The organism is Sphingomonas sp. AP28 (assembly GCF_056680455.1).
On the sequence record NZ_CM155283.1, the window covers coordinates 658,737 to 674,184 of the forward strand.

A 15,448-nucleotide genomic window follows, 5' to 3' on the forward strand; every position below is an offset into this window, starting at 1 on the left:
GTCGCGTGATGAGGGGACTTACACCGATAGAGCGCGATGCGGTCGACACGGCGGGCGCTGCACCGATGCTGACGCAGGTCGAGGCTTGGGCGGCGATCAACAGCGGTACGCGCAACCTTGCCGGGCTGACGACGATGGCCGGATTGCTCGGCGACGCGTTCGCGAGCCTGCCGGGCGAGATCACGCTGGTCGAGCCGACGCCCGTCGACAATGTCGGCGCGGACGGCGTGGTCTCTGCTATCGAGCACGGCAAGCACCTGCACCTTGTCGTGCGTCCCGACGCGCCCGTCCGCATGCTGTTCACGGGCCATATGGACACGGTCTACCCGGTCGATCACGCCTTTCAGACCTTAAAGTGGCTTGAGGACGGCAGGCTGAACGGCCCCGGCGTCGCGGACATGAAGGGCGGACTCGCCGTGATGCTAGCCGCACTTCGAGCAGTCGAGGCCAGCCCCCTCGCCGCGCGGATCGGCTATGACGTCGTCATCAACTCGGACGAGGAAACCGGCTCCTTCTCCTCCGCAGCGCTGCTCGCTCGCGCCGCGCACGGAAAGGTCGCCGCGCTGACCTACGAACCTGCCCTCGCTGATGGCACGCTCGCCGGTGCACGGGGCGGCACGGGCAACTTCTCGATCATCGTCCACGGTCGCAGCGCGCACGCCGGCCGCAACCCCGAAGACGGCCGCAACGCGCTCGTCGCGGCGGCCGATATCGCGGTGCGCTTGTCGAAGGTCCGCGGACCCCGTCTCGCGGTGAACCCGGCGCGGATCGAGGGCGGTGGTCCGAACAACGTCGTCCCCGACCTCGCCATCCTCCGCATCAACTTCCGCCCCGCGACGCTCGACGATATCGCGCGGGCGCAATCGCACATCGACTCCGCCGTTGCGATGGTTACTGCCGAGCACGACGTCCGCATCGAGGTCCATGGGAGCTTCAGCCGCCCGCCGAAGCCGATCGACGACGGCGCCGCGCGCCTGTTCGATCTGGTCAAGGCCTCCGGCGCGGACCTTGGCCTCGACATCGCCTGGAAAGCCACCGGCGGCGTCTGCGACGGCAACAACATCGCGGCCGCCGGCGTGCCGGTCGTCGACACAATGGGGGTCCGCGGCGGCGCGATCCATTCGACCGACGAATTCATGATCCCCGACAGCCTCGCCGAACGCGCGGCGCTGTCGGCGGTCACCATATTGCGTATCGCGGAGGGCCGCTTGTGAGCTTCAGGATCCGGGCCGCGGTCGACGACGACCTTCAGCACCTCTACGAAATGGCCAAGCTGACCGGCGGCGGCTTCACCAATCTGCCGCCCGACCGCCGCGCCCTCACCACCAAGCTCGAACGCAGCCACGCCGCCTTCGCGCGCACCGACGGCCCTGTCCAGGACGAGCTGTTCGTCCTGATCCTCGAAAATACCGAGACGAAGGAAGTCCGCGGCACCTGCCAGATCTTCACGCAAGTGGGACAAAGCTATCCGTTCTACAGCTACCGGATCGGCCAGCTGACACAGCACAGCCGCGAGCTGAACCGCACCTTCCGCGCCGACATGCTCTCGCTCGCCACCGATCTCGAGGGCGCGAGCGAGGTCGGCGGGCTCTTCCTGCACCCGGGCGAGCGGGCCGGCGGCTTGGGCCTGTTGCTCGCCCGCAGCCGCTATTTGTTCATCAAGATGCACCGCGCGCGCTTCGCCGACCGAATCCTCGCCGAGCTACGCGGCGTGATCGACGAAGCGGGCGGCTCGCCATTCTGGGACGGGCTTGCGGGTCGCTTCTTCGGGATGAATTTCCAGGACGCGGATCAGTTCAATGCGATCAACGGCCACCAGTTCATCGCCGACCTCATGCCCAAGCATCCGATCTACACCGCGATGCTCACCGAGACCGCGCGTGCCGCAATCGGCCTTCCGCATCCCTCGGGCCGCGCGGCGATGCGGATGCTCGAGAACGAGGGGTTCGCGTTCGAGAACTACGTCGACATCTTCGACGGCGGCCCGACGATGACCGCGCGCACCGATCAGGTCCGCTCGATCGCCGATGCGCGCGACGGCACCGTGGTCGGGATCGGTGGCGACGACGGCAAGGACGCCCTGGTCGCGATGGGCACCCTCGCCGACTTCCGCGCGGCATTCGGGAAGGTCCGCGAGACTGACGACGGCGTCGTGCTGGCCGAGGATTGCGCGCGCACGCTCGATATCCGGGGGGCCGATCGCGTCATGCATGTCCCCCGTATCTGACGCATACGCTTCCTCGGGCGTCGGGTTAACTTACAGATAACCCGAGATGGCGGAATTGCGCGAGTCGCGAGCGGAGTTTTCCACTGTTTGTAAGTTCACGATTTGCTCTCCCATGCCTCCATTGCGGCATCGGCGAGCGTCGATTGATTGCGGCGGCGGGCGTACCACTCCACCATTGAGAGCGATTGACCGCTAACCGCGGCGGTCTGAGCAACCGAGCAGCCAGCCTCGAGCAGCGCGATCACGGCGTTCTTACGCAGGCCGTGCGGCACGCTCGGCGCGCCGGCGGCGGCTGAGAACGCCTTGAGGATCTTGCGAGCGTTGTCGTCGCGCATCGGCTTGCCGTGGGTCGTAAGGCATATCGGCCCCTCCCCCCGCGTCCGCAGGGCAAGCTCCGCCTTAAGTGCGCTATGGATAGGGATGCTGAGCGGCTTCTTCGTCTTGTCCTGGACCACCTCGACCCGATCGTCGGCGACGTCGGACCACTGCATCTTAAGCACGTCGCCCAGCCGCTGCGCGGTATAGTAGAGGAGGTTCACGAGCAGCCGAACAGCGTCGTCCTCGGCCGCCAAGCCTGCCCGGAGAACTGGGGTCGGCCATGGCTCGTGCTCGCCACCCGCCATCTGCGCGATACCATCGCACGGATTCTTGAGCAGGTGATCGCGATCAACAGCCCATGCGAACAACGCGCCGCTCGTCCGCAAGAAGGCGTTCGCCGCACCTGGCGTGGCGCCCATCTTATCGAGCAGCGTCCGCATGTCGCCTTTCGTGATCCCGGTAACTGGCGCGGTCGGCAGCGCTTTCTCCAGACGACGAAGGTAGATGTCGTACAGCTTCTTCGATGCCGGCTTGAGCGTGCCATAGGCCACGCTGCGCTGATAGAGACCGACGAGTATCGGCACGGTCATCAGCGCCGACTTCACCTTCCGGTTGCGGTGGCCCATCAGGGCGGCATAGCTGCCCCCGAACCCGTCTGCACGAAGACCAGGAAGGCGCGTCATCAGACGCTTCCCGTCGACCACTTTGCCGGTGTCGAAGTACAGATACTCCTTACCCTTCGAGCGAACCCGCTTCACATATTTGGGGAGATCATGCGGCACTGCGCAGCCCCGGTTGATCCTTGCGCCAGTCGTTGCCCCCGCCCGACATCTCGTCGAGGCTGGTGTCCAGCGCGGCGCGGTCCCACCGCGGCCCGCCGGCCATCGCAACCGACATCGGCAGGCGGCCAGCATAGACCTCGGCGTCGAACTGCTGCGGGGTGAGCTCGCAATACTGCGCGGCCGTGGATCGCTTGAGCATGCGCGGCCAATACGGTGCAGCGCTCATGATGCCGTCGCCCCCTGCTCAAGGTGCTGGGCAAGCGTGGCAGGCGTCTCGTTGATGAACTTTGGAACAGCGCGCATATCGCTGAGCAAGGCCATGTACGCCGCGATTTTGTGGCGAACCGCGGTGAACTTCGCCACGCTGCCGTTCTCGCCAACGTCGCGGGCCTCTTCATGCGCCTGCGCGATCCGCTTGTGCAGCAGACCAATGACATCCGATCGGCGCATGATCACGGTTCCAGCCGCGACGAACTTGGGCGCCGCCACGTCTGCAACAGCCCCCGCCTCGGTGTTGGTGGTCGGGTTCATGCTATTCGTCCCAGTACTGGCGATCTTCGTCGATCGCGTCGGATGGGGAAAGGTAGCCTTCACCGGCTTCGTCGAGCATTTCCGCTAGGCCGCCTGCATAGCTCCACTGTTGCCGGATCGATGCGCGGGCCTCGTGGCCTTTCGGCGCGTTCCACTCGGTGTAAAGCAGCACGGCGCATTTGGCCTGCCACGCCCAGCGGAACGGGCGGCGCTTGGCAATCTCGCCTTTCAGGACGCACCAGCCGTCCAGCCACCCGAGACGCCACAGGGCCTTGTCGACGAACGACAAGTAGGCGGGCGGTGGCGAATTACGGCGCTGGCGCTTGGCCTCGGCGATCAGTTCTTCGATGACGGACATGTCTATTCAGCCCCTTCGTGTTGCGAGCGTGAGGTGGCGAGACGTAGGATCATGTTGATACCCGCCTGATAATGCTTGGCCTGCTCACCATCATTCGGGTCTGTGACGTCCAGCCAGTGCGCGAAGAACGCCGCGTTGTTCGGGTGTGCGATAGCTTCCGGCGACATCTGGTTGTCCCAGCCGATTAGTTCGCGACCGATCTGCTCCCGAAGCAGCGCCACCCCTTCGTCATTCGCTGCCGCAACGGTGGCGAGGGATGGGGATATGGCGGCTGCTTCATGCCCAAAGTGGTCTGCCAGATCAGCCCATTCCGCCTGCATCCGTTCCCTGTCGGACAGGCAAAGTTTCAATGGCTCGTCCTCCACCTCCCCCGGCGCTGGCAGTGTCTGCGAGAGGGCGCGGGTGTTCCAGGCGGCGATGGCTTCGGCTTCCGTCGGAAACCAGCGAGACATTGATTCCCCGCAGTGCGCGTTGACGCACATCACGGCGAAGGATGTTTTCTCAAGTTCGATCCAAGGCGCTTTTCCGCAAAACGGGCACCCCTTCAACTCGGGGCTCGGGTTGGGATTGGGGGTCATGCGGCGTCTCGGGCGGGCAGTGCGGGCAAACAGTCGTCGGTGGCGTTCAAGCGCGAGGGACGCCAAGCAACCGGCGTGCCTTTGCCCTGGACGAAATGATCGTGAGTCCAGCACCACCCCGAGAACTTCCACTCGTCCTCGCCGGTATCGGCAAGCGTATTGAAGCCCACCGTGCAGGCGAGGATGCCGTCCGCTAAAGGATGATCGCCGTCGCTATAGTCGACAACCAACTCGACCATCGCCCCGCTCTTTGCGTCATCGCTGATCGGCAACCAAGCGGGGTGCATTGCGGCTTTAACTAAATCAGGTAGGCGCGCACGAACGACGCTTTCCATCTCGTCGCCGTTTTCCGCGCGACGAGCTTCGGGCCCGATATGTTCGGCAATCTGATCAAGCAGTCCTCGATAATAGAACATTCCGTCATGGAAGTGACGCGTTGCTTCCTCCGCTTCTCGCGTCTGGGTGGCATCGGGAGTGAGGGCGACGATGTTCGTGTTGCCGAGAACGTCGAGCGCCTTGAAAGCGCTGGCCTTCATCGTCTCGCAGGTGGCGGTCCAGCTTTCGCCAGATTTGATGCACGACGAAGAGAAGCTAATCCAATTAGCCACCATGCGGACAAGATTGTCCACCTCGTCTTCGTCCTGCGCAACCGGCACCGCTTGCTGTTCTGATTGATCAACCACGGGCATATCCCTTCTTAGGTTCACGGCACCGGGCGCAGCGGCCCATCAGGATGCGCTTGGTGTGCTCGCCGCACTCCCGGCATTCGCCCTCAACGCCGATGGCGATGGGCGCACTGGCGGCGCGGATGTTGCGATCGAGCGCGGCCTGCGCGACGTCGTTCGCCATGTCGGCTACGTCAGCCACGGTGCACCTCCGCGGCGTTCCAGCGCGCGGCCGGCACGTACATGCGGCCCCTGCCTCTGACACTGACGAGCACGCGCTCACCGTCGCTGGGCGAACCCGGTGCGAGGCGGGCAAGAAGGCAATGATCGGGTGCGAGTTCGACCCGGCGCCACTGAGCCATCACGCGGCCTCATGGGTTGGCTGGGCATCGGCCTCGACGGTGCGCAGCTTGGAGGTAGACGTCCTGAGGGGCAGGACCGAGGCAGTCGGGGAAACGGGGTGGCGCGCGATCGGCCAGGGTCGCCCGCAGGCGGTGTCCCAGATGCGCGCCCAATTCGGGACGAGCGCGAAGAACAACGTCGTCAGCGAGACGCCAGCCATAGTAATCAGCGACGCCAAGCCGAGGGCCCACATGGCAACGTTCCAGGTCATCGACGATCTCCACGATTAAGGATTGCGAGCATGAGCTCGGTCATGACTTCAGGGGTGACTTTGCCGCAGAGGTCGGGCGCCTGCGGGCGGGGCTGCGCGGGCGTCATCGACCGCCTCCGTAGGTTGACCGCTTCCGCGGCGCGGCTCGCGGATCCGGATAGGCTTCGCCCTGATCGAGCAGCGCACCGTGACGAAGCTCCACCTTCCGCTGCTCGCGCAGGGAGTTTGGCGGGAAGCCGACTTTGACGACCTTGGACGGTGCGCGCAGGCGACCGATATCGGAAATGCCTACCGTCTTCCCGGCGACAAGTAGATCACGCATCGCGGAGAAGACCCGGTCAACCATGTCCTGAGCTTCCTCGTGCGGAATGCCAGTGTCGGCGATCGCGTTGATCAGCTGCTTATCGGCCACGGGGTAGGTCCATCCATTGCACGAGGCCCGACGGGAGGATGACCTTCGCCTGCGTCCCGCCCTTGCGGATTAGCAGCGAGGGAAGCTCGACGGTCTGCAACGGCGTGCGGCACACCTTCACGGTGCGGACGACCAGCGGGTCCTTGCCAAGCTTCATCAGCACGCTGACCTGCTGAACCGTCCAGCGAGAGCCATCCTGTTCGGTGCCCTGCCAGTTCGATGAGGGGGTGCAGACCATCGTCATGCGCAGGCCCTCAGGTATTCGACAGCGGCGACCCCTGCCCCGTCCAGATGACGGCTGCGGCGCGCGATTGATTCCGCCTCGATCGCGAGCGCCTGATCAGCGACCGCCTGGCGGGCGAGAACATCGGCAGCGGCAGCGACCGATGCCTCCAGCTGCTCCATGTTCGGCCGGCGGCCCATTTTCTGACGCAGGAACTCGTGCTGATCGATGATCAGGCGCAGCGCGGACGCGGGCTTGATGCCCATGCGACCGGCGCGCATCGCCAGCGTGTCGCGGATCGCCGCGGCGTGCGCCACAGCGGCGGGCACGGCGGGGTGCTCTTCCTTGCCCCGGAGATAGATCACGCGATCCTCAGCCAGCCGCAGCCGGTGGCACGCGGACGACATATCGATGATCGTCTGATCGAGATCAGGGTCGTGAGATTTGATGGTGCGGCCGGTCACGCTGCGCGCCCCCGCTGCGGCGCTGGGTTGGCGGCGAGCTCGCGCTCCCATGCGCGACCGTTGTCGGTCGCCAGCCATTCCACCCAGTAGATGGACGCCAGGATGACCGCGCATGCGCCGTCGAGCAGCTTCTCGAACGTCATCCACCCGGCGCGATGCTGCTCCTTGTGGCAGTCGTCGCAGAGGGGGATGCACGCGCTATCGGGCGCCTTCGTCGAAAGCCCCTTACCGCCTGCGTGGTCGACGTGTGCGGCGACCGTTGGATTAGCCAAGTTACCGGCGGGCTGAGCACACCGAGCGCAAGGCAGCTTCCGCAGCCACCGCTTGTATTCCTCGGCGCACTTCCACGCTGGGCGACCTGCCCGCGGTGGCTTCCGAGTTTGAAATGCTGAACGGGGCAAACCCACGCCGACCTCCCGACAAGCCGGTATGGCCTGTTGGAAGCTACATATATGCTCGCGTGCATATCCTCAAGTAATAAAATGCACGCAGGAATATTATTCGTCGTAAATGGGATCGGGCCAGAACCCGCTAGGGTCATTTATTTGGGTGGCCTTATGCTCCGGGGGCAACACAGGCTCATCACCCCGGAATGCGACGCGAACCCATCCGACCTTTGCCTCTAACGCCTGGAAGATAGCACGGGTCTCGTGTCCCTGTCGCCAAAGCGTCCCTATCAGTACGGCGCGTTCGGACGCCAGATAGCCAAGTTGGATGCCGCGGCAGGAGAATACCGCGATCGCATGTTCGTCGAACTGGTTGCCGGGCTCAGGGCGTAGCTCAATCGGCTCGCTAGGCCTGCATATCTCAAGCTCGAAGCGCCGACCGGGGCCGCGCTTGTTCGGGTAGTCTATGCCGACGATCGCGAGTGACAATTGCCTAACCACGGGTACCGATGTATATCATCGCAGGATGAAGCACGAGACCCTTCTACCTACGGTCTATGGCGACGGCGAGCAGGTACCGCGGGATCTTTTAGGTGCGCAGTTGCTGCGCTTCGAGGGCACCAATGATCCAGACATGGAGGGTGGAGGGCTCGTGATAGAGTACATTCCCAAAGATACAGATGCTTCCTGTATTATCGTCTTAGAGTTCAACGAACGGGGAATGTGGCTCTCTAAACGACGTCCGCGAGTTCCGCATAACGATTGACCAGGCACCCCCTAACGGCTCTAACGAGGCCAGGCCCAGTCCAATTTGAATGCGCCTCAAATATATACCGCCACCGCTCAAAAGCTCGGTCATTCTCTGCAAGCGTGTCCTCAAAGGACTCCTCCGGGGTGCCGAGAACATATGCACGTGCTCGACGGTCCGCAATGGTACGTTGATCATTTAACCAGTATCTTTTAACCTCGGCCTGGGCGTCAGGGGCAATTCCAGCAAATATCTGGACCAAGCTGTGTTGAACGCCCGAGCTAACCCCTGTTGTGAAATAGAGGAGGCTTTTTAAATAAAGCTCTAGAGCGAAGCTCAAACAAACGATATGCGGAATCACCAAAGGCTCAGATAACAGATCGCCAGTTAACGGATCGACGCTGTGCGCCTTCCAGATTTCCGACGCGGCCTTGTCAAAGTCTCGAGCTTGGCGGAATACATCCTTAGGTCCGAAAGGAAGCGTGCTTCGTTTTGCCATCATAAGTCCCTCGCAAACCGGATCACCCTACCCCAGATGACCACCTCGTTGGCATCCACCTCGTAGGCGTCGATCGTCTTGTTATCGGAGATGACGAGTATTCGGGCTCCGCCGGCGACCGGCCTGAGGCGCTTGATCGCCGCCCCGCCGTTGATCGCGCAGGCGTAGATACGATCAGAGTGCAGCAGCTGGTTCTGCGTCGTGTCGATCCATACAAGGTCGTTCGATACAAGCGTCGGGAACATGCTATCGCCTGTGCCTGCAGCTAGACGTAGCCGGTTCGGCGGCGTCCGTGTGAATGAACGAAGATAGCCCAGATCGAATTCTAGCGGTTCGTCCTCAACGTAATCATCAACGCTCGCGCCCGGTCCCATCGGGAGGGACAGATCCAAGCGACTGATTTGCGCTGTTTCCCCGCCGTCGGCGGATCGCGCAACAGGCTGGTCGGCCGTGATGTCCGCCGTTTGTCCAAGAGGCTCTGCTTTGAAACTCTCGAATGAACATCCCGCCAGCTTTGCCAGCGCTGCAATGCTGTCGCCCAAGGGTACGACAGCGCCCGTCTCCCATTTCGAAATATAGGACTGCTGCACCCCTAAGCGCTCGGCGAACGCCTGCTGGCTCAGTCCTAACCTGGACCGTAGTGTCTTCACATTTGCAGCAAGAACGCTCGTCATGCGCTGCGCATAATATGGCATCGGCGGACGCGCTAATTCACGCGTGCATAATCCGCTTGACCTAATATGCACGCGAGCATATCTGTTGGCGTATGGATGCGATCAAACAGACGCGCAAGGCGCTCGGAGCCACGCAGGCAGAGCTTGCAGCCATGCTGGGGCTCAACCAGTCGACCGTGTCGAGGCTCGAGAGCGGAGCGCTTGATGTTGATGCAAGGACCGCCCTCGCGCTTGAAGCACTTGCTGCGCGCGGTCGCTCCACCCCCATAGAACAGAAGGAAGCAGCATAAGTGGCTACCATCGGTTCTTTGACTCTAACGCTCGGCGGCTTGGACGCACTGAAGGCGTCAATCGCCTCTCTCTCGGCCTGCGTGTCACCTGAGCTTGCGGAACGCCTTAGCGAACTCGGCTTTCGCGACATCGTACTGGGCGACGATACTGACGATCTGGTCCTTGTCGAACCCGTTGACGGTTCCGCAGCTGGGACATTTGTACTTGAGCCGCTCAAGGTCTCGCCCGGCAACAGATACCTCGAATTCGTGTCCGCAATTGCAGAGCACGGGAACGCTGAGATCTCCGGGTATGAGCATGGGTGGCCTATCCTTTCGTCGGTGTGTTGCAGCACGACGATGGCGGACGGTGCTGCGGAGTCAATCCGCGGCACCGAAAGCGCGGGGGCATAGATGCTGCTCACCCTTCCCTTCGAGATGAGCGCGCGCGTCGCGGCTGCGCCATTGGTCGTCATGCTGATCGGCGGCAAGTCCGTCGCGGGCTTCACGATCACCGAGCCTGAGTATGCCGAGATCCCGGCGATCGTTGTCTCGCACTGCTCGCGCTGCCGGTTGACCGGTGATTCCGCGGTGCGTGCGTGCATCTCCCCTGACTGCCCCTCCCGTGATCGAAAGGCTGCCTGATGCGTAGCGCCTATCTGTTCCCCGCGATCGCTGCGGTTGGCTTGGTGTCCGTTACTGGCATTGCGCACGTCGTCGCCTTCCCGGTTATGCCTGTGATTGCCGGGTACGTGGCTGGCGTGGTTTTCACGATTGCCGCGTCCATCGTCGTGAACAGCTGCAACGCTGCTCGGTACGGTCGCTGCGTCTGGGACGAGGGCCGACATTCGGACTTCGACGAGGTCGATGTTGAAAGCCCCTGGGGCGAAAGTCAGCGTGCCGGTTATCATGTAGCGGGTATGCATCTCGACCGCGTTCGCCGTCATCCGGAAGCCTCAGCGACTTTTCCAGCGGGGGATCCCCAGTGACCCCGGAGAAGCTGAACCTGAAGCGCGCGACCTGCGAGATGATCAAGGGCGTCGGCGGGCTCGAAGCAGCTGCGGAGTTTTGCCGGGTCGGCAAGTCCGCGCTGGGCGACAACCAGTCGGTGAACAAGCCCGAGAGCTTTGTAGCCCTCGACGTGATCGCTGACCTTGAGCCGCTGGCGCGCGATCGCGACGGCTGGCCTCATGTTACTCGCGCCTTGGCTGGGACGATGGGCTTCGTGCTCGTCAAGCTCCCGGATGCCCCAGCTTCGAACGCCGACATGCTCACGCTCGTCGGCCGTCACGCCAAGGAGTCCGCTGACGTATCGCAGTCGGTCTGCATGGCCCTGTCAGATGGCAGCGTCAGCCGGCGCGAGGCGGGCAACATCCGCACCGAGATCCGTCACCAGATGGAAGTTTTAGCCGCGATGGACGCCGCAATGGCGCTCATCGAAACCGATTAAGCCACGAATTTACGCGGAAAACCCCGCAACGGAGATGACTATGGACGCGCTCATAAGCGCAGCGCCGGTTGAGCCCGGTTCTGCGGACGGTTCTTTGCGGCCTGCGCCGCGCACGTGCTCCGACTGCCCGTCGGCGATTAGCCCTGAATCCAAAGGCCGGTGCCGTGCCTGCGCAATGCGGGAGGTGCACAGCCGCCCCGGATTGAGGGCGGCTCGCGACGCCAAGATCCAGGCCACCCGGCAGACACCCGAGTTCAAGGCTCGCCATCAAGCGGCGACAGCGGCCGGCAAGAAACGGTCAATGGAAAAGCCAGGGATGCGGGAGAAGCTGCAGCAGATCGGCCGCGAAGTCGGCGTCCGCAACTTCTGGCGGAATGGTGACGAGGAAGCTCAAGCTGCTGGTCGCCTCGCGATCAAGCGCGCGTCCCGGGATTGGTGCCCTGAAGAATATTGGGCCCTGAACGACAAGATGAAGGTCGGCGGCATGACCCTGGACGAGCGAAAGGCGGTCATCTTAGCCGAGATCGCCGGCACGCCTGAGCACGCCCGACGCACCGTCCTCAACCACCAAGACGCCCAGCGCATCCGCCACGCGCGCGATGTCGCCCAATCCTACTGACCCCCGAAGGAGCATAATCATGGCCGAAGAAGCATTCGATAAGGATACGGGCGAGGTTCTCTCGACCCGCGCCGCAGATGGTAGCCGACGCACCCCGCCCTCAGCGACGCTGGCCGACACCATCCGCCTCCTGAACGATGGTCAGTTCGATCTCGATGCGTCGGCGGAACTGCGCGAGCTCGTCGCGAAGATCGCCGACCACGCTGACAACGGCAAGGGCGTCGCCAAGGGCTCGCTGACGATCAAGCTCGACATCAAGATGATGAACGGCGCGCACGTCGTCACGCCGGCGATCAAGGTCACCGCGCCGACGCCCGACCAGCCGGGCACACTGCTGTTCGCCGATAACGACGGGCGCCTCTCCCGCGATCGCCCCGACCAGGGCGTGTTCTTCGGCACCCGCGTGGTCGCCGACAATACCGCCCGCGACGTGCGGTCGGTCTGATCCTCTATCAACCAAGGAGACGAAGAATGCCCGAAGACATCAACAGCGAGACGCTGGACGCGCTGTATGCGCCCGGCCTCGCGACCGCCGCCGGAATCGCTGGAGTGTTCGAAGCGACGCGTGAATTCGTAACCGACCACCTGAAGCCAGATATCATCACCGTCGCGGACCCGGCAAGCGGCGCGGAAGTTCTGGTCATTATCGGCAACGGCGGAATCAAACCGGTGTCGCCTGACTTCTTCGACAGCAACCTGGACAATCCTCGCTACCGCCGCGGTACGGCGGCAATGACGTCGCTCGACAGCTTCATCGCGCATGTGAACCGCTTCGGTGACAACGACAGTGCTGTGTTCGCGGACGACAGCAAGACGGCGCCTAAGATCACGGCCGTCCTCGATTATCATCGGGCCGATGGCGATGGCATCGGCGAGTTTCGTCATGGAAAGCATCGGACGTCATTCGCCTTCCCGCTGTCGGAAGAGTGGAAGGCTTGGACGAAAGCAAACGCCGTCGTGATGTCGATGGGCCAGTTCGCGCTGTTCCTCGAGGATCGTATTGGCGACATCGCCGTTGCCGGTGACGAGTTCCCGGAGGATCTGAGCCGCTTCGTCAACGTCAACGGCGGCATCGACAGCATCGCGGACTTCGCCACGTTGGTCGAGCTGTCGCGAGGGCTGAAGGTCTACGAGCAGGCCAACGTCGAGGAGGCCACGAACCTCGCTTCGGGCGAGGGCCACATCCGGTTCTCGGTCGAGCACGAGACGCGCACCAAGCAGGGCGGCACGATCAAGGTCCCGACGATGTTCTTCATCGCGATCCCAATCTTCGCCAAGGGACCGTTCTACCGGATCGGGGCACGGCTCCGGTACCGCAAGACGACCGAGGGCGTGAAGTTCTGGTTTGACCTCTACCGGGCCGACCGTTCGTTCGACCATGCCTTCGCGGAAGCTGTCGAGAAGGTTGATGCCGAGACCCCGTCGGCCGTGTTCTTCGGCGCGGCGGAGGCCTGACCATGTGGGGCCTGATCAAACGCATCGCCGCTGGTCGGGCTCCCGAGCCCGTCGATGACGACGTCGACCCGATGATTGCACTGGACGCTGAGATCGCGCGCGGCATTGCCCATGCGCGGGCTCGGCGTCTGGCGCGTCCCTATCGCGACGAGAGCAAGCGGTTCCAGCACGCCCGCCCAAAGCTGGCCGAACTGAAGCACGCGATCGCCATGCAGCAGGTGCAGTTCTAAGTGACCATCCTGACCGGCTTCGACCTCTGCCGCGCTGCTATGTGCGTCGAGGGCATCAGCGCGCCTGAGCAGAGCGTGTTGAACGTGCTCGCCATCATGGCGAACGACGAGGCTCGTTGCTGGCCCGGCATCAATGGTCCGACCGGCCTGACAGGCAAGACAAAGCTCTCCGAGCGCAGCGTTCAGCGTGCCGTGCAGGCGCTAAAGGATGCAGGCCACATCAACTGGCAGGATCTGCCGGGCCGCGGGCGTATCTACCTCGTACACCCCCGTCAGGCTGGCACCCCCGTCACAGTGACGCCCCGTCAGACAGTCACCCCCGTCAGAGAGGCGGCTACCCCCGCCACTGTGGCACCCAAACTACCAAGAACCACCATACCCCCGAAGGTGGGGCGCAAGCACGATGCAGGCGGCACGGTTGTTCCTCTCGACTTCACTCCGGTCGTCAAGCCGGACTCGATCACCGGCAAGGCCATGGCAGCGTGGCCGCCTGGCGTCGAAGCCGAACAGGTCGAGCACTTCATCGATCGACACACCACGCAAGGCACGAGGAGCCTCGATTGGCAGGCTTCGTGGAGAACCTGGGTCAAAAACTGGAAGAGCTTCAATGGCAAACGAACTCACGACCGTCGACCAGCGCAACGCGGTAACGACCTCACCCCGATGGCAAGAGCCCTCGTTGAGCGGGAGGCTCGCCGATCTGGTTTTGCGGACTGAACCCCTGCCCGCTGACTTGCCGGTACTCGTTGGCGATGAACTCGCGGACGCCAAGCAGGCGCTCGACGTGTATCGCGCGGCACCGAAGACGAGTTCGCCCCGGGCCGTGGATCGCGTGATGGCGAAACTGGTCGTGGCCTATCCGGCAGCGCGGGTATCTGAGGCCGAAGCGCTCGCCCGCCTAGACGTCTACGCCGAGCAGCTGAGCGACATACCCGCGGACGTGCTGATGGCTGGTGCCATGGCCGCTGCCCGCACGATGAAGTTCTTCCCCTCGATCTCCGAGATCAGGTCGGCAGCGATGAGCCAGCCGGCCCCGCCCCGCATCCAGCGGCAGTGGCGGTTGTCGCAGCTAGTCGAGGCCAGCACCGGCCGCCCTAACGCCTCGGCTGAGGTTGAGCGGTGCCGACCTGAGGAAGCCGCGGAGATCGTCGCCGGGCTCGGCAGCCGCTTCTCGGTCGCGGCTGATCCGACCCGCCCGAAGCCGCAGGGCCGCAATCCCGACCGCGGCGCCCGGATGCCTAGCCGAGAGGATTACGTTCGCATGTTCGGCGTCGACCCAGGCGACAAGGCCATCGACGAAGACAAGCAGCCTGACGAGCAGATGGCAGCATGACACATATCTACAAGAGCAGGGGGTAGCACGATGGCTAGGGCAGCGAAGGCCAGCACGAAGATCAAGAGGCAATCGAAGACACCGGCGCAGCGCATGGCTGAGGCGGTGACGGCGAAGGGCGAGGCTATCGGTGCCCCAGCGATCCAGGTTGCGCGCGGGTTCCACGCCATCGTCGACGTGCCGCTGCGGGATGCTGGGCGCGTGGTGACCGAGCACACGCTGATCAATCGGGGCGGCACGCCGGTCGCGCGGTGGAAGGCTGCCAAGCTGCTGTCCGATAGCCAGGTCGCCGCAATCGACCACTGTGAGACGCTATGGTCCCGGCTGGGTGGCAAGGCCCTCGTCATGGATCTGGCGCGCATCCCCGGCGCTGGACAGGGCAACGGGTGGGCAGAGCAGGAAGCCCTCGACGATCTGAAGCGGATCAAGGGGTATGTGCCTGCCAAGTACTGGAGCGTGTACGAGAACGTGTGCCGCTTCGACCAGCCTGCCGGTACCGCGGGCTCGGACCTTGCGAACAACGCGCGGTCGGCGATCGATGCCGCGCGCATCGTCGTCATGTTCGTGGCCGACATTGTCGCGATGAAGGAGCGACTTGCCTGATCAATACCGCT

30 protein-coding genes are annotated in these 15,448 nt (G+C 63.6%); 14 read left to right on the forward strand and 16 right to left on the reverse strand.

The window, feature by feature from the left end; all coding sequences use genetic code 11:
• Positions 1-8 precede the first annotated feature (8 nt).
• Together AC1MH0_RS02780 and AC1MH0_RS02785 are read left to right on the forward strand one after the other, a co-directional pair.
• Positions 9-1,214, forward strand: a complete 1,206-nt coding sequence (locus AC1MH0_RS02780) for a hydrolase (protein ID WP_480964615.1) — start codon at positions 9-11, stop codon at positions 1,212-1,214.
• The gene (locus tag AC1MH0_RS02785) at positions 1,211-2,227 is read left to right on the forward strand and encodes an arginine N-succinyltransferase (RefSeq protein WP_480964616.1); all 1,017 of its coding nucleotides are present in this window, start codon (positions 1,211-1,213) and stop codon (positions 2,225-2,227) included. Before AC1MH0_RS02780 ends, AC1MH0_RS02785 begins: the two co-directional genes overlap by 4 nt.
• Before the next feature lie 95 nt (positions 2,228-2,322).
• On the opposite strand, the gene AC1MH0_RS02790 is transcribed toward AC1MH0_RS02785, so the two are convergent.
• The 14 genes from AC1MH0_RS02790 to AC1MH0_RS02855 form a co-directional block, all read right to left on the reverse strand.
• Positions 2,323-3,228 (reverse strand): site-specific integrase, encoded by a 906-nt coding sequence (locus AC1MH0_RS02790; protein WP_480964617.1) that lies wholly within the window; start codon positions 3,226-3,228, stop codon positions 2,323-2,325.
• A gap of 88 nt (positions 3,229-3,316) precedes the next feature.
• Positions 3,317-3,553 carry a hypothetical protein gene (locus tag AC1MH0_RS02795; protein ID WP_480964618.1) on the reverse strand — a complete coding sequence of 79 codons (237 nt, stop codon included), beginning with the start codon at positions 3,551-3,553 and terminating at the stop codon, positions 3,317-3,319.
• The gene (locus AC1MH0_RS02800) at positions 3,550-3,858 is read right to left on the reverse strand and encodes a hypothetical protein (RefSeq protein ID WP_480964619.1); all 309 of its coding nucleotides are present in this window, start codon (positions 3,856-3,858) and stop codon (positions 3,550-3,552) included. The genes AC1MH0_RS02795 and AC1MH0_RS02800 overlap by 4 nt, the downstream gene beginning before the upstream one ends.
• A 1-nt stretch (position 3,859) precedes the next feature.
• The gene (locus AC1MH0_RS02805; protein ID WP_480964620.1) at positions 3,860-4,216 is read right to left on the reverse strand and encodes a hypothetical protein; all 357 of its coding nucleotides are present in this window, start codon (positions 4,214-4,216) and stop codon (positions 3,860-3,862) included.
• Between the two features lie 2 nt (positions 4,217-4,218).
• A complete protein-coding gene (locus AC1MH0_RS02810) occupies positions 4,219-4,794 on the reverse strand; it encodes a Lar family restriction alleviation protein (RefSeq protein WP_480964621.1) in 576 nt (191 codons plus the stop codon).
• The gene (locus tag AC1MH0_RS02815; RefSeq protein WP_480964622.1) at positions 4,791-5,477 is read right to left on the reverse strand and encodes a hypothetical protein; all 687 of its coding nucleotides are present in this window, start codon (positions 5,475-5,477) and stop codon (positions 4,791-4,793) included. Before AC1MH0_RS02815 ends, AC1MH0_RS02810 begins: the two co-directional genes overlap by 4 nt.
• Entirely contained in the window at positions 5,470-5,661 is a 192-nt protein-coding gene (locus AC1MH0_RS02820) for a conjugal transfer protein TraR (RefSeq protein WP_480964623.1), read from the reverse strand. The genes AC1MH0_RS02815 and AC1MH0_RS02820 overlap by 8 nt, the downstream gene beginning before the upstream one ends.
• Positions 5,654-5,821 carry a hypothetical protein gene (locus AC1MH0_RS02825; protein ID WP_480964624.1) on the reverse strand — a complete coding sequence of 56 codons (168 nt, stop codon included), beginning with the start codon at positions 5,819-5,821 and terminating at the stop codon, positions 5,654-5,656. The genes AC1MH0_RS02820 and AC1MH0_RS02825 overlap by 8 nt, the downstream gene beginning before the upstream one ends.
• On the reverse strand, positions 5,821-6,072 hold the full coding sequence (locus AC1MH0_RS02830) for a hypothetical protein (RefSeq protein WP_480964625.1): 252 nt from the start codon (positions 6,070-6,072) through the stop codon (positions 5,821-5,823). Before AC1MH0_RS02830 ends, AC1MH0_RS02825 begins: the two co-directional genes overlap by 1 nt.
• A gap of 103 nt (positions 6,073-6,175) precedes the next feature.
• The gene (locus tag AC1MH0_RS02835) at positions 6,176-6,484 is read right to left on the reverse strand and encodes an HU family DNA-binding protein (RefSeq protein WP_480964626.1); all 309 of its coding nucleotides are present in this window, start codon (positions 6,482-6,484) and stop codon (positions 6,176-6,178) included.
• Positions 6,474-6,728, reverse strand: a complete 255-nt coding sequence (locus AC1MH0_RS02840) for a hypothetical protein (protein WP_480964627.1) — start codon at positions 6,726-6,728, stop codon at positions 6,474-6,476. Before AC1MH0_RS02840 ends, AC1MH0_RS02835 begins: the two co-directional genes overlap by 11 nt.
• A complete protein-coding gene (locus AC1MH0_RS02845) occupies positions 6,725-7,171 on the reverse strand; it encodes a hypothetical protein (RefSeq protein WP_480964628.1) in 447 nt (148 codons plus the stop codon). The genes AC1MH0_RS02840 and AC1MH0_RS02845 overlap by 4 nt, the downstream gene beginning before the upstream one ends.
• Positions 7,168-7,578, reverse strand: coding sequence for a DUF968 domain-containing protein (locus AC1MH0_RS02850; protein WP_480964629.1), 411 nt, complete (start codon positions 7,576-7,578; stop codon positions 7,168-7,170). The genes AC1MH0_RS02845 and AC1MH0_RS02850 overlap by 4 nt, the downstream gene beginning before the upstream one ends.
• Positions 7,579-7,668: 90 nt before the next feature.
• Positions 7,669-8,058 carry an HIRAN domain-containing protein gene (locus tag AC1MH0_RS02855; RefSeq protein WP_480964630.1) on the reverse strand — a complete coding sequence of 130 codons (390 nt, stop codon included), beginning with the start codon at positions 8,056-8,058 and terminating at the stop codon, positions 7,669-7,671.
• 25 nt (positions 8,059-8,083) lie between these two features.
• Between AC1MH0_RS02855 and AC1MH0_RS02860 the strand changes: the two genes are divergently transcribed.
• Positions 8,084-8,323 carry a hypothetical protein gene (locus AC1MH0_RS02860; RefSeq protein ID WP_480964631.1) on the forward strand — a complete coding sequence of 80 codons (240 nt, stop codon included), beginning with the start codon at positions 8,084-8,086 and terminating at the stop codon, positions 8,321-8,323.
• 480 nt (positions 8,324-8,803) lie between these two features.
• Here AC1MH0_RS02860 and AC1MH0_RS02865 read toward each other — a convergent pair whose 3' ends face one another.
• Positions 8,804-9,478, reverse strand: coding sequence for a helix-turn-helix domain-containing protein (locus AC1MH0_RS02865; RefSeq protein ID WP_480964632.1), 675 nt, complete (start codon positions 9,476-9,478; stop codon positions 8,804-8,806).
• A 92-nt stretch (positions 9,479-9,570) separates the two neighbouring features.
• Between AC1MH0_RS02865 and AC1MH0_RS02870 the strand changes: the two genes are divergently transcribed.
• Positions 9,571-9,768, forward strand: a complete 198-nt coding sequence (locus tag AC1MH0_RS02870; protein ID WP_480964633.1) for a helix-turn-helix transcriptional regulator — start codon at positions 9,571-9,573, stop codon at positions 9,766-9,768.
• A gap of 84 nt (positions 9,769-9,852) precedes the next feature.
• Here the strand turns inward: AC1MH0_RS02870 and AC1MH0_RS02875 are convergent, their stop codons facing one another.
• A complete protein-coding gene (locus AC1MH0_RS02875) occupies positions 9,853-10,068 on the reverse strand; it encodes a hypothetical protein (RefSeq protein ID WP_480964634.1) in 216 nt (71 codons plus the stop codon).
• A 93-nt stretch (positions 10,069-10,161) separates the two neighbouring features.
• Here AC1MH0_RS02875 and AC1MH0_RS02880 point away from each other — a divergent pair, with 93 nt between their 5' ends.
• From AC1MH0_RS02880 to AC1MH0_RS02925, 10 genes are all read left to right on the forward strand, one after another.
• Positions 10,162-10,392, forward strand: coding sequence for a hypothetical protein (locus AC1MH0_RS02880; RefSeq protein ID WP_480964635.1), 231 nt, complete (start codon positions 10,162-10,164; stop codon positions 10,390-10,392).
• The gene (locus AC1MH0_RS02885; protein ID WP_480964636.1) at positions 10,392-10,736 is read left to right on the forward strand and encodes a hypothetical protein; all 345 of its coding nucleotides are present in this window, start codon (positions 10,392-10,394) and stop codon (positions 10,734-10,736) included. The genes AC1MH0_RS02880 and AC1MH0_RS02885 overlap by 1 nt, the downstream gene beginning before the upstream one ends.
• Positions 10,733-11,197: a phage regulatory CII family protein gene (locus tag AC1MH0_RS02890; protein WP_480964637.1), complete on the forward strand. Its 465-nt coding sequence runs from the start codon at positions 10,733-10,735 to the stop codon at positions 11,195-11,197. The genes AC1MH0_RS02885 and AC1MH0_RS02890 overlap by 4 nt, the downstream gene beginning before the upstream one ends.
• 184 nt (positions 11,198-11,381) lie before the next feature.
• Complete coding sequence (locus AC1MH0_RS02895; protein ID WP_480964638.1) at positions 11,382-11,816, forward strand: hypothetical protein; 435 nt, start codon at positions 11,382-11,384, stop codon at positions 11,814-11,816.
• 19 nt (positions 11,817-11,835) lie between these two features.
• The gene (locus AC1MH0_RS02900; RefSeq protein WP_480964639.1) at positions 11,836-12,261 is read left to right on the forward strand and encodes a hypothetical protein; all 426 of its coding nucleotides are present in this window, start codon (positions 11,836-11,838) and stop codon (positions 12,259-12,261) included.
• Positions 12,262-12,287: 26 nt separating this feature from the next.
• Positions 12,288-13,271 carry a DUF2303 family protein gene (locus AC1MH0_RS02905; protein ID WP_480964640.1) on the forward strand — a complete coding sequence of 328 codons (984 nt, stop codon included), beginning with the start codon at positions 12,288-12,290 and terminating at the stop codon, positions 13,269-13,271.
• A gap of 2 nt (positions 13,272-13,273) precedes the next feature.
• The gene (locus AC1MH0_RS02910) at positions 13,274-13,501 is read left to right on the forward strand and encodes a hypothetical protein (RefSeq protein ID WP_480964641.1); all 228 of its coding nucleotides are present in this window, start codon (positions 13,274-13,276) and stop codon (positions 13,499-13,501) included.
• The gene (locus tag AC1MH0_RS02915) at positions 13,502-14,218 is read left to right on the forward strand and encodes a hypothetical protein (protein WP_480964642.1); all 717 of its coding nucleotides are present in this window, start codon (positions 13,502-13,504) and stop codon (positions 14,216-14,218) included.
• Positions 14,208-14,834, forward strand: a complete 627-nt coding sequence (locus tag AC1MH0_RS02920; protein WP_480964643.1) for a hypothetical protein — start codon at positions 14,208-14,210, stop codon at positions 14,832-14,834. The genes AC1MH0_RS02915 and AC1MH0_RS02920 overlap by 11 nt, the downstream gene beginning before the upstream one ends.
• 30 nt (positions 14,835-14,864) lie before the next feature.
• Positions 14,865-15,437 carry a hypothetical protein gene (locus tag AC1MH0_RS02925; protein WP_480964644.1) on the forward strand — a complete coding sequence of 191 codons (573 nt, stop codon included), beginning with the start codon at positions 14,865-14,867 and terminating at the stop codon, positions 15,435-15,437.
• The last annotated feature ends 11 nt before the right edge of the window (positions 15,438-15,448 follow it).

Excerpts from the sequence above, each read along its gene's own strand:
- AC1MH0_RS02885 (WP_480964636.1), top strand. The coding sequence starts at position 10,392 with ATGCGTAGCGCCTATCTGTTCCCCGCGATCGCTGCGGTTGGCTTGGTG.
- AC1MH0_RS02840 (WP_480964627.1), bottom strand. The coding sequence starts at position 6,728 with ATGACGATGGTCTGCACCCCCTCATCGAACTGGCAGGGCACCGAACAG.
- AC1MH0_RS02870 (WP_480964633.1), top strand. The coding sequence starts at position 9,571 with ATGGATGCGATCAAACAGACGCGCAAGGCGCTCGGAGCCACGCAGGCA.
- AC1MH0_RS02800 (WP_480964619.1), bottom strand. The coding sequence starts at position 3,858 with ATGAACCCGACCACCAACACCGAGGCGGGGGCTGTTGCAGACGTGGCG.
- AC1MH0_RS02780 (WP_480964615.1), top strand. The coding sequence starts at position 9 with ATGAGGGGACTTACACCGATAGAGCGCGATGCGGTCGACACGGCGGGC.
- AC1MH0_RS02795 (WP_480964618.1), bottom strand. The coding sequence starts at position 3,553 with ATGAGCGCTGCACCGTATTGGCCGCGCATGCTCAAGCGATCCACGGCC.
- AC1MH0_RS02925 (WP_480964644.1), top strand. The coding sequence starts at position 14,865 with ATGGCTAGGGCAGCGAAGGCCAGCACGAAGATCAAGAGGCAATCGAAG.
- AC1MH0_RS02910 (WP_480964641.1), top strand. The coding sequence starts at position 13,274 with ATGTGGGGCCTGATCAAACGCATCGCCGCTGGTCGGGCTCCCGAGCCC.
- AC1MH0_RS02790 (WP_480964617.1), bottom strand. The coding sequence starts at position 3,228 with ATGACGCGCCTTCCTGGTCTTCGTGCAGACGGGTTCGGGGGCAGCTAT.
- AC1MH0_RS02810 (WP_480964621.1), bottom strand. The coding sequence starts at position 4,794 with ATGACCCCCAATCCCAACCCGAGCCCCGAGTTGAAGGGGTGCCCGTTT.
- AC1MH0_RS02880 (WP_480964635.1), top strand. The coding sequence starts at position 10,162 with ATGCTGCTCACCCTTCCCTTCGAGATGAGCGCGCGCGTCGCGGCTGCG.
- AC1MH0_RS02865 (WP_480964632.1), bottom strand. The coding sequence starts at position 9,478 with ATGACGAGCGTTCTTGCTGCAAATGTGAAGACACTACGGTCCAGGTTA.
- AC1MH0_RS02875 (WP_480964634.1), bottom strand. The coding sequence starts at position 10,068 with ATGCTCATACCCGGAGATCTCAGCGTTCCCGTGCTCTGCAATTGCGGA.
- AC1MH0_RS02860 (WP_480964631.1), top strand. The coding sequence starts at position 8,084 with ATGAAGCACGAGACCCTTCTACCTACGGTCTATGGCGACGGCGAGCAG.
- AC1MH0_RS02905 (WP_480964640.1), top strand. The coding sequence starts at position 12,288 with ATGCCCGAAGACATCAACAGCGAGACGCTGGACGCGCTGTATGCGCCC.
- AC1MH0_RS02830 (WP_480964625.1), bottom strand. The coding sequence starts at position 6,072 with ATGACCTGGAACGTTGCCATGTGGGCCCTCGGCTTGGCGTCGCTGATT.
- AC1MH0_RS02805 (WP_480964620.1), bottom strand. The coding sequence starts at position 4,216 with ATGTCCGTCATCGAAGAACTGATCGCCGAGGCCAAGCGCCAGCGCCGT.
- AC1MH0_RS02900 (WP_480964639.1), top strand. The coding sequence starts at position 11,836 with ATGGCCGAAGAAGCATTCGATAAGGATACGGGCGAGGTTCTCTCGACC.
- AC1MH0_RS02825 (WP_480964624.1), bottom strand. The coding sequence starts at position 5,821 with ATGGCTCAGTGGCGCCGGGTCGAACTCGCACCCGATCATTGCCTTCTT.